Genomic DNA, 10,229 nt, shown 5'->3' on the forward strand with positions numbered 1-10,229 from the left:
CGTACGACGCGGAGGGGGCGGACAGGCAATGAGCAACGACGACCAGTACGGCGGCGGCCACGGCGACATCGGCGGCACGGGCCAGACCCGCACCCGCCTCCCCGACGCCGACACCGACCCGTACGGCGCCCCCCGCCGCACCCCCCGCGCCTCGCGCAGCCTCGTCACGGTGGTCGGCGTGGTGGTCCTGCTGATCGCCGCCATCGCCTTCGCCAACCAGTCCGGCGACACACCCGAGCCCGCGGGCACCGACGACACCCCGGCCGCCTCCGCCACCGCCCCGACCGGCACCCGCCCGGTCGACGGCAAGAACACCGGCATCCCGACGGGCTTCCCCGCCGACCAACAGGGCGCCCAGTCGGCCGCCGCGAACTACGCCGTGGTCCTGGGCTCCGACGGCATGTTCAACACCGCCCGCAGACACGCCATCGTGGACACCGTCGCGGACGAGACCTCCCGCGCCGGACTCCAGGCCGGCTTCGACGCCGACTACTCCGCCGGCCTGCTCGCGCAGATCGGCCTCACCAAAGAGGGCCTCGCCCCGGCCGGCGCCACATTCGTCAGCCGCACCGTCCCCGTCGGCACCAAGGTCACGTCCTTCACCGCCGGCACCGCGTCCGTCGACGTCTGGTGCATCGGCATGTTCGGCCTGACCGGCGAGAAGTCCACCCGGCCCGTGACCAGCGGATGGTTCACCATCTCCATGACCCTCAGGTGGAACGGATCCGACTGGAAGGTCGCCACAACGACCCAGAAGGACGGCCCCACCCCCGTCACCGGAGACAACCCGGTGTCCACCTCCGGCGAGATCGGCAAGGCCGTCACCGAATTCGGAGGGTTCACCTATGCCCGGTAGCCGCACGCTCCCGCTCCGCCGCATCGGCGCCGCAGCCGCCGCCATGCAGACGGCCCTGATCCTCCTGGCCGCACGCGCGACAGCCGCACCCACCCCGCCCCCTGGCAGCTCGCCCTCGCCCACACCCACCCCGGGCGCGACCAACGACCCGTGCGCCCTCATCGCCGGCCCGGCACGCGAATACTGCGACCGCGGCGCAGCCACCGGCGGAGCCCCCCGCACCGGCCTCGCCCCCACCGACCCCGCCGACGCCCTCAACCCCCTCGGCTCCCTCGCCAAGGGCTGCGCCGACGCCGCCGCCTGGATCGTCACCGAGCTCGGCAAAGCCGTCAACGGCAGCGCGAACGTCGACTTCACCAACGACGCCTTCCTCAAGCAGTACGCCATCGTCTTCGCCGCCTCGACCGTCCTCACCCTGGTCCTGTGGCTCCTCGCCGTCGCCAAGCGCGCCATCCGCGGCGTCCCCCTGGCCACCGCCCTCTCCGAGGCCATCGGCTTCCTCTGGCTGACCGTCCTCGCCTCCGCCTTCACCCCCCTGATCCTCTACACCGTCGTCTCCGCGACCGACGGCGTCACCGAGGTCATCGCCTCCGCCGGCGGCAGCCAGACCGACATGTTCTTCGGCTCCTTCACCGAAGCCCTCAAGAAGGGCGACTCCATCGGCGGCGGCCCGATCATGCTGATCGTCGTCTCCCTCGTGACCGTCCTCGCCGCCGGAATCCTCTTCCTCGAACTCTTCATCCGGGCCGCCCTCCTCTACGTGGGCGCCCTCCTCGGCGTCGTCGTCTACTCCGGACTCGTCGACCGCAACCTCTGGGGCCACGTCCGCCGCTGGGCCGGCATCATGATCGCCGTCATCCTCGTCAAGCCGGTCATCGTCATCGTCCTCGGCCTCGCCGGCGCCCTCGCCGGCGACAAGGGCCCCAACGCCTTCTCCGCCGTCGTCTCCGGCCTCGCGATCATCCTGCTGGCCATCTTCGCCTCCGCGATGATCTACCGCTTCGTCCCCGGCTTCGGAGACGACATCGCCGCCGCCCGCGCCGGCCGCACCAAGGCCACCGACGGCGCCCAGGCCGCCGCCGTCATCAGCAGCCCGGCCTCCCTCGTCTCCCAGGGCATCAAGACCCACAGCAGCCGCGGCGCCCACCGCTCCGGCGGCGGCACCACCCCCGCCCCCGCCAACCCCCTCTCCGGAGGCGTGGCCGCCCACAGCAGCCGCCCCACCGGCGGCGGCAGCGGAACCCTCCCCGCCGCCGCACCCGCGCCCCGCACGAGCTCGACGAGCACGAGGAACACAGGAGGTGACGGGCGTTGACGGCCCAGTCCCACCAGATGCACCCGGTCGCGCCCCGCCGCACCTACCTCATCGGCCGCGCCCGGCCGAACGCCGTCATCGGCAAGAACCGCGAGACCGGCGAGATCGCCCTGATCATCGCGGGTGCCTTCCTCGGCATGATGAGCGGACTGCTCGTCCCCGACCTCACCCTGCGCATCGTCACCCTCGTCGGCTTCCCCCTGCTCGCCCTCGCCGCCGTCTACGTCCCCTACCGCGGCCGCACCTTCTACAAGTGGTACGAGATCAACCGCAGCTACAAGCGCATCCTGCGCCGCGGCACCGCGTACCGCTCCGGCGCCATGGAAGCCGGCACCCGCGCCGACGGCCGCGAGGTCGAGGTCGGCCCGCCCCCCGGCATCGGCCGTATCAGCTGGCTCTCCGCACCCTTCGGACCCGACGAGATCGCCGTCCTCCTGCACGCCGACCGCAGGACCGTCACTGCGGCCATCGAGATCGAGGGCCCCGGCGTGGGCCTGCGCGACAGCGAGGACCAGGAGGCCCTCGTCGACCGCTTCGGCACCCTCCTCAAGCACGTCGCCAACGGCGACGGCTTCGTCACCCGCCTCCAGATGCTCGCCCGCACCCTCCCCGCCGACCCCGACGCCCACGCCAAGGACGTCATCCAGCGCGGCGACCCCACCGCCCCCGTCTGGCTGCGCGACTCCTACGACCAGCTGCAGTCGATGGTCTCCACCTCCTCCGAGCAGCACCGCGCCTACCTCGTCGCCTGCATGCACTACACGCGCGAACTCGCCGCCGAGGCCCACACCATCGCCCGCGCCGGCGGCCGCAAGGGCCGCAAGCTCGACCGCGACTCCGGCCTCGCCATCGTCATGGCCCGCGAGCTCACCGACATCTGCGCCCGCCTCGCCGAGGCCGACATCCGGGTACGCCAGCCCCTCGGACAGGGCCGCCTCGCCTCCCTCGTCCACTCCATGTACGACCCGGACCACCCCATCGACCACATCCAGGCCATGACCAAGCGCAACGCCTGGCCCGCCGAACTCGACGCGGTCGAACCCACCTACCTCCAGGCCAAGACCCGCGAGTCCTCCACCCGCGCCCCCTGGTGCCACGCCACCGCCTGGATCAAGGAGTGGCCCATGACCCCCGTCGGCGTGAACTTCCTCGCCCCGCTCCTCGTCCACACCCCCGACGTCATCCGCACCGTCGCCGTCACCATGGACCTCGAACCCACCGAGATCGCCATCGAGCGGATGCTCACCGAGAAGACCAACGACGAAGCGGACGCCTCCCGCGCCGCGAAGATGAACCGCACCGTCGACCCCCGCGACATCGCCGCCCACGGCCGGCTCGACCAAAGAGGTGAAGATCTCGCCAGCGGTGCGGCAGGAGTCAACCTCGTCGGGTACATCACCGTGTCCTCGCGTTCACCGGAGGCCCTCGCCCGCGACAAGAGGACCATCCGCGCCTCGGCCGGCAAGTCCTACCTGAAGCTGGAGTGGTGCGACCGCGAACACCACCGCGCCTTCGTCAACACCCTGCCGTTCGCCACCGGCATCCGACGCTAGCTGGAGGGAAAGGCCGCCATGCGAGACCCGCTGTCCGCCCTCACGGACGCCTTCACCAGCTTCCTGTTCGGCAAGGTCGAGACGACCCGCCTGCCCGTCCGCACCTCCACCGGCCAGGCCCAGGCCGTCTACCTGCCCACCGCCGCCCCCGGCCTCGGCGACTCCGGCGTGATCATCGGCCGCGAGGTCTACAGCGGCAAGGGGTACATCTACGACCCCTTCCAGCTGTACGGCCAGCAGCTCCCCGCCCCGCACTGGCTGGTCCTCGGCGAGTCCGGCAACGGCAAGTCCGCCCTGGAGAAGACGTACGTCCTGCGCCAGCTCCGCTTCCGCGACCGCCAGGTCGTCGTCCTCGACGCCCAGGGCGAGGACGGCGTCGGCGAATGGAACCTCATCGCACAGCAGCTGGGGATAACCCCCATCCGCCTGGACCCCGTCGCCGCCAACGACGGCGGGATCCGCCTCAACCCCCTCGACCCGGCCATCACCACGACCGGCCAGCTCGCCCTGCTCCGCACCATCATCGAGGTGGCGCTCGGCCACGGCCTCGACGAACGCTCCGGCTTCGCCCTGAAGGTCGCCCACGCCTACGTCGTCGACACCATCCGCGACCGCCAGCCCGTCCTCACCGACATCGTCGAGCAGCTCCGCCACCCCGAACCCGGCTCCGCCGAGGCCATGAACGTCGACATAGACGACGTACGGGCCTGGGGCCTCGACGTCGCACTCGTCCTCGACCGCCTCGTCGACGGCGACCTGCGCGGCATGTTCGACGGGCCCACGACCGTCGGCATCGACCTCGACGCCCCACTGATCGTCTTCGACCTCTCCCACATCGACCGCAACTCCATCGCCATGCCCATCCTCATGGCGATCGTCGGCGTGTGGCTGGAGCACACCTGGATCCGCCCGGACCGCAAGAAGCGCATCTTCCTCGTCGAAGAGGCCTGGCACATCATCAACAGCCCCTTCGTCGCCCAGCTGTTCCAGCGCCTCCTCAAGTTCGGCCGGCGCCTCGGCCTGTCCTTCGTCGCCGTCGTCCACCACCTGTCCGACGTCGTCGACGGCGCGGCCGCCCGCGAGGCCGCCGCCATCCTCAAGATGGCCTCGACCCGCACGATCTACGCCCAGAAAGCCGACGAGGCACGCGCCACCGGACGCGTCCTCGGCCTGCCCCGGTGGGCGGTGGAGATCATCCCCACCCTCACCCCGGGCATCGCCGTGTGGGACGTCAACGGCAACGTCCAGGTCGTCAAACACCTGATCACCGAAGCCGAACGCCCCCTCGTCTACACCGACCGCGCGATGACGGAGTCCGCCACCGCGCACCCCCTCCCCGACGACCTGCTGGCGGCCGAACTGGAGGCGGAGCAGCGCGCCCTGCTCATGGAACGCCACCAGGGCGGCGGACCGGGATCCGCGACGACGGTGGCGTGAGGGGCCGGCGAGCCCCGCGGAGTACGAGAGGCACCAGATGCACGAGAGCGGCACGAGACGCCCGGCCGGCCCCGGCCCTGCCCCTTCCCGCGGCGTCCCGGACGGTCTCCTGGTCGCCCTGCTCGCGTTCCTCCTGGGACTGGCCGTGCTCGTGTGGTCCTCGACGGGGCTGGCCGCGCTCCTCGCGAAGGGCGCCTGGCCGGCCACCGTCACGTTCGGCCGCACACCCGACGCGGTCCGCGCCCTGATAGCGGAGCCGCACGACCTGCCGGGCGCCTGGCCGGCGACGGACCCGGCGGCGCTGTCGGGCTGGGGGCTCTTCTGGGGCCTGTTCGTCGGGCAGCTTCTGGTCCTCTTCGTGCTCACCGTGTTCGTGATCGGCGCCGTGGCCCGCACGAAGGCGCGCCGGGCCCGCGCCCGCAGCGCCCCGCCGGAGCCGACTGCGCAGGCTGCGGAACCGGATCCGGTGCCGGTGCCGGTGCCGGTGCCGGATCCGCCGAAGCCGCCCCTGCCGAAGCCGGCGCCCGCCGTCCCCGCCCCGGCCGCTGGGGGGCCGACGGACGAGGCGTACCGGTACGGCTTCGGCCACCCGCCCCGCGCCGAGGCCCCGGCGGCCGCTCCGGCGGGCCGTCTGGCGTACGGGGCCCCGGGCGAGCGCCGCCGCCTGGCGGCGGCCCATCTCGCGTCCGCGGAGGGCGCGGCGCTCGTCGTGACGTCCTCACCGGCGCTGTGGGCGGACACGAAGGACGGCCGCGCGAAGCTGGGCCCGGTCCTCCTGTACGACCCGTCGCACCTGTGCGACACCCCGGCCCGTATGCACTGGAACCCGGCGGAGGGCTGCACGGACCGGGACACCGCGGCCGTCCGCGCCACGGCCCTGCTGGCCCCCGTACGACCGCGGGCGCGCATGGACGAGGCTGTCGCCGACACGGCGGAGACGCTGGTGCGGAGCTGGCTACAGGCGGCCGCGCTGGACGGCCGCCCGTTCAAGCAGCTGCACCGCTGGGCACAGGGAACCGGGGTGCAGGAGGCGGTCCGCATCCTGCGCACGCACCCGCAGGCGGCGGCAGGGGCTGCCGGGGAGCTGGAGAGTGCCCTCACCGCGTATCCCGAACGACGGGACCAGGCCCGGCATCTGACGGCACGGGCGCTGGCGTGCCTGACGTCGGTGCACATCCGCGAGGCCTGCAATCCGAACCGAACGGATGCGCTGGCGCTGGCATCGTTCCTGCAGGAGGGGGGCACCCTCTATGTGGTGGGTGAATCCGTGGAGGAACCCGCGGCCCACCCGGGTGCGATGCCGCTGCTGACCGCACTCGCGTCGAGCGTGGTCGAGCACGGCCGCCGCATGGCCGCACGGTCATCCCGCGGCCGGCTCGACCCACCACTGACCCTGGTCCTGGAGGACGTGGCGGCCGTCGCCCCGGTCCCGCAGCTGCCGGACCTCCTCGCGGAGGACGTGCTGCCGCTGCTGGCGTTGTGCCGCAGCCGCGAGCAGGCCCGGTCCCGCTGGCCTCAGTGGCCCGCGGAGCCCCCGGCCGACGCGACCGCGCCGCCCCGGCCGGGGGCCCGTACTCCGGCTCCGTGACCTCTACCTCCGGGCCGCGGGCCGGGGGTAGACGTACTCGAGCTCCTTCGCCGCCGGGTCGCCGGGCTTGGGGATGACGAGCCCGCTCGGCCGGAACCCGTAGCGCCGGTAGAAGCCGCCGGCCCGCGCGTTGTCCTCGTGTACGAACAGGCGGACGCGCTCCAGCCGCGGCTCCTCCAGCGACCAGGCCCACTGGAGCGCGGCGGTGAACAGGGCGTCGGTCAGTCCGCGCCCGCGCCACTCCGGCCGCACGTACACGCCGACGAAATGCGCCTGGTCGGTGTCGACGGTCCGCTCGAGGAAGTCGGCGCCGCCGACGGGCTCGACGAAGGCGGACACCGAGCCGGCCCACTGTCCGTCGGGGGTCTCGGCGATGAACTGCCGGACGTGGACGCCTTCGGCCGCCCCGCGCGCCCGCTCCTGCCAGTACGCGTCGGGTTTGGCAGCGGCGTCCTCGACGGATTCCAGGAACGCCATGGGCGCGAGCGGGTCGGCGAGGGCCTCCAGGCGGAGCGCCTTGACCTTCTGCCATTCATCGGTCCGTACGGGCCGGGTCACAAACTGTTCCATGCACCCGGATCCAATCACGGGCCGGCGCGCACCGCACCGCAATTCAATCTGCCCTGAAACGCAGGAAAGCCCCGCACCAGAGCTGGTGCGGGGCTTTCCCACAATGATTGTTCGGCGGCGTCCTACTCTCCCACAGGGTCCCCCCTGCAGTACCATCGGCGCTGAAAGGCTTAGCTTCCGGGTTCGGAATGTAACCGGGCGTTTCCCTAACGCTATGACCACCGAAACACTATGAAGTTGAACTCAAGCCGGCAATGGCGAGTTCGTTGCTTCAGAACTAACACAGTGGACGCGAGCAACTGAGGACAAGCCCTCGGCCTATTAGTACCAGTCAGCTCCACCCGTTACCGGGCTTCCACATCTGGCCTATCAACCCAGTCGTCTACTGGGAGCCTTACCCTCTCAAGGAGGTGGGAATACTCATCTTGAAGCAGGCTTCCCGCTTAGATGCTTTCAGCGGTTATCCCTCCCGAACGTAGCCAACCAGCCATGCCCTTGGCAGGACAACTGGCACACCAGAGGTTCGTCCGTCCCGGTCCTCTCGTACTAGGGACAGCCCTTCTCAATATTCCTACGCGCACAGCGGATAGGGACCGAACTGTCTCACGACGTTCTAAACCCAGCTCGCGTACCGCTTTAATGGGCGAACAGCCCAACCCTTGGGACCGACTCCAGCCCCAGGATGCGACGAGCCGACATCGAGGTGCCAAACCATCCCGTCGATATGGACTCTTGGGGAAGATCAGCCTGTTATCCCCGGGGTACCTTTTATCCGTTGAGCGACGGCGCTTCCACAAGCCACCGCCGGATCACTAGTCCCGACTTTCGTCCCTGCTCGACCCGTCGGTCTCACAGTCAAGCTCCCTTGTGCACTTACACTCAACACCTGATTGCCAACCAGGCTGAGGGAACCTTTGGGCGCCTCCGTTACCCTTTGGGAGGCAACCGCCCCAGTTAAACTACCCATCAGACACTGTCCCTGATCCGGATCACGGACCGAGGTTAGACATCCAGCACGACCAGAGTGGTATTTCAACGACGACTCCACAACCACTGGCGTGGCCGCTTCACAGTCTCCCACCTATCCTACACAAGCCGAACCGAACACCAATATCAAACTGTAGTAAAGGTCCCGGGGTCTTTCCGTCCTGCTGCGCGAAACGAGCATCTTTACTCGTAGTGCAATTTCACCGGGCCTATGGTTGAGACAGTCGAGAAGTCGTTACGCCATTCGTGCAGGTCGGAACTTACCCGACAAGGAATTTCGCTACCTTAGGATGGTTATAGTTACCACCGCCGTTTACTGGCGCTTAAGTTCTCAGCTTCGCCCCACCGAAATGGAGCTAACCGGTCCCCTTAACGTTCCAGCACCGGGCAGGCGTCAGTCCGTATACATCGCCTTACGGCTTCGCACGGACCTGTGTTTTTAGTAAACAGTCGCTTCTCGCTGGTCTCTGCGGCCACCCCCAGCTCAAGGTGCAAGACCTATCACCAGGAATGGCCCCCCTTCTCCCGAAGTTACGGGGGCATTTTGCCGAGTTCCTTAACCATAGTTCACCCGAACGCCTCGGTATTCTCTACCTGACCACCTGAGTCGGTTTAGGGTACGGGCCGCCATGAAACTCGCTAGAGGCTTTTCTCGACAGCATAGGATCATCCACTTCGCCACAATCGGCTCGGCATCAGGTCTCAACCTTGTATGAGGGACGGATTTGCCTACCCCTCGGCCTACACCCTTACCCCGGGACAACCACCGCCCGGGCTGGACTACCTTCCTGCGTCACCCCATCGCTTACCTACTACAAGTCCGGTTCGTCGGCTCCACCACTTCCCTTCACCCGAAGGATCCAGGACGGCTTCACGGACTTAGCATCGCTCGCCTCGATATTGGGCGTTTCAAAGCGGGTACCGGAATATCAACCGGTTGTCCATCGACTACGCCTGTCGGCCTCGCCTTAGGTCCCGACTTACCCTGGGCAGATCAGCTTGACCCAGGAACCCTTAGTCAATCGGCGCACACGTTTCTCACGTGTGTATCGCTACTCATGCCTGCATTCTCACTCGTGAACCGTCCACAACTCGCTTCCGCGGCTGCTTCACCCGGCACACGACGCTCCCCTACCCATCACAGCCTCCGTTGGGAGTATTGCTGCAATGACACGACTTCGGCGGTACGCTTGAGCCCCGCTACATTGTCGGCGCGGAATCACTTGACCAGTGAGCTATTACGCACTCTTTCAAGGGTGGCTGCTTCTAAGCCAACCTCCTGGTTGTCTCTGCGACTCCACATCCTTTCCCACTTAGCGTACGCTTAGGGGCCTTAGTCGATGCTCTGGGCTGTTTCCCTCTCGACCATGGAGCTTATCCCCCACAGTCTCACTGCCGCGCTCTCACTTACCGGCATTCGGAGTTTGGCTAAGGTCAGTAACCCGGTAGGGCCCATCGCCTATCCAGTGCTCTACCTCCGGCAAGAAACACACGACGCTGCACCTAAATGCATTTCGGGGAGAACCAGCTATCACGGAGTTTGATTGGCCTTTCACCCCTAACCACAGGTCATCCCCCAGGTTTTCAACCCTGGTGGGTTCGGTCCTCCACGAAGTCTTACCTCCGCTTCAACCTGCCCATGGCTAGATCACTCCGCTTCGGGTCTAGAGCGTGCAACTCAAACGCCCTGTTCGGACTCGCTTTCGCTACGGCTTCCCCACACGGGTTAACCTCGCTACACACCGCTAACTCGCAGGCTCATTCTTCAAAAGGCACGCAGTCACGAGACGTGCAAGCACGTCCGACGCTCCCACGGCTTGTAGGCACACGGTTTCAGGTACTATTTCACTCCGCTCCCGCGGTACTTTTCACCATTCCCTCACGGTACTATCCGCTATCGGTCACCAGGGAATATTTAGGCTT

Annotated in this window: 6 protein-coding genes and 2 rRNA genes (1 of these 8 cut by a window edge); 5 read left to right on the plus strand and 3 right to left on the minus strand. The window is 68.3% G+C overall.

What is annotated here, in order from left to right; genetic code table 11:
- The first annotated feature begins 28 nt into the window (after positions 1-28).
- The 5 genes from C0216_RS29340 to C0216_RS29360 are packed head-to-tail and all read left to right on the plus strand — an operon-like array spanning position 29 to position 6,749.
- Complete coding sequence (locus tag C0216_RS29340; protein ID WP_114058152.1) at positions 29-856, plus strand: hypothetical protein; 828 nt, start codon at positions 29-31, stop codon at positions 854-856.
- Entirely contained in the window at positions 846-2,171 is a 1,326-nt protein-coding gene (locus C0216_RS29345) for a hypothetical protein (protein ID WP_114058153.1), read from the plus strand. Before C0216_RS29340 ends, C0216_RS29345 begins: the two co-directional genes overlap by 11 nt.
- 17 nt (positions 2,172-2,188) lie before the next feature.
- Complete coding sequence (locus tag C0216_RS29350; RefSeq protein ID WP_114058154.1) at positions 2,189-3,724, plus strand: SCO6880 family protein; 1,536 nt, start codon at positions 2,189-2,191, stop codon at positions 3,722-3,724.
- Between the two features lie 18 nt (positions 3,725-3,742).
- Positions 3,743-5,161, plus strand: coding sequence for an ATP-binding protein (locus tag C0216_RS29355; protein WP_114058155.1), 1,419 nt, complete (start codon positions 3,743-3,745; stop codon positions 5,159-5,161).
- 37 nt (positions 5,162-5,198) lie between these two features.
- Positions 5,199-6,749, plus strand: coding sequence for a type VI secretion protein (locus C0216_RS29360; protein WP_246042737.1), 1,551 nt, complete (start codon positions 5,199-5,201; stop codon positions 6,747-6,749).
- Between the two features lie 3 nt (positions 6,750-6,752).
- Here the strand turns inward: C0216_RS29360 and C0216_RS29365 are convergent, their stop codons facing one another.
- From C0216_RS29365 to C0216_RS29375, 3 genes are all read right to left on the minus strand, one after another.
- Positions 6,753-7,319, minus strand: a complete 567-nt coding sequence (locus tag C0216_RS29365; protein WP_114058156.1) for a GNAT family N-acetyltransferase — start codon at positions 7,317-7,319, stop codon at positions 6,753-6,755.
- A gap of 109 nt (positions 7,320-7,428) precedes the next feature.
- A 5S ribosomal RNA gene (gene rrf / locus C0216_RS29370) occupies positions 7,429-7,545 on the minus strand.
- Between the two features lie 75 nt (positions 7,546-7,620).
- A 23S ribosomal RNA gene (locus tag C0216_RS29375) occupies positions 7,621-10,229 on the minus strand (it continues 509 nt past the right edge of the window).

The organism is Streptomyces globosus, from assembly GCF_003325375.1.
Lineage (GTDB): Bacteria > Actinomycetota > Actinomycetes > Streptomycetales > Streptomycetaceae > Streptomyces > Streptomyces globosus_A.

Bases quoted from the DNA above. Each gene is read 5' to 3' on its own strand.
- C0216_RS29340 (WP_114058152.1), top strand. From the start codon at position 29: ATGAGCAACGACGACCAGTACGGCGGCGGCCACGGCGACATCGGCGGC.
- C0216_RS29345 (WP_114058153.1), top strand. From the start codon at position 846: ATGCCCGGTAGCCGCACGCTCCCGCTCCGCCGCATCGGCGCCGCAGCC.
- C0216_RS29350 (WP_114058154.1), top strand. From the start codon at position 2,189: ATGCACCCGGTCGCGCCCCGCCGCACCTACCTCATCGGCCGCGCCCGG.
- C0216_RS29355 (WP_114058155.1), top strand. From the start codon at position 3,743: ATGCGAGACCCGCTGTCCGCCCTCACGGACGCCTTCACCAGCTTCCTG.
- C0216_RS29360 (WP_246042737.1), top strand. From the start codon at position 5,199: ATGCACGAGAGCGGCACGAGACGCCCGGCCGGCCCCGGCCCTGCCCCT.
- C0216_RS29365 (WP_114058156.1), bottom strand. From the start codon at position 7,319: ATGGAACAGTTTGTGACCCGGCCCGTACGGACCGATGAATGGCAGAAG.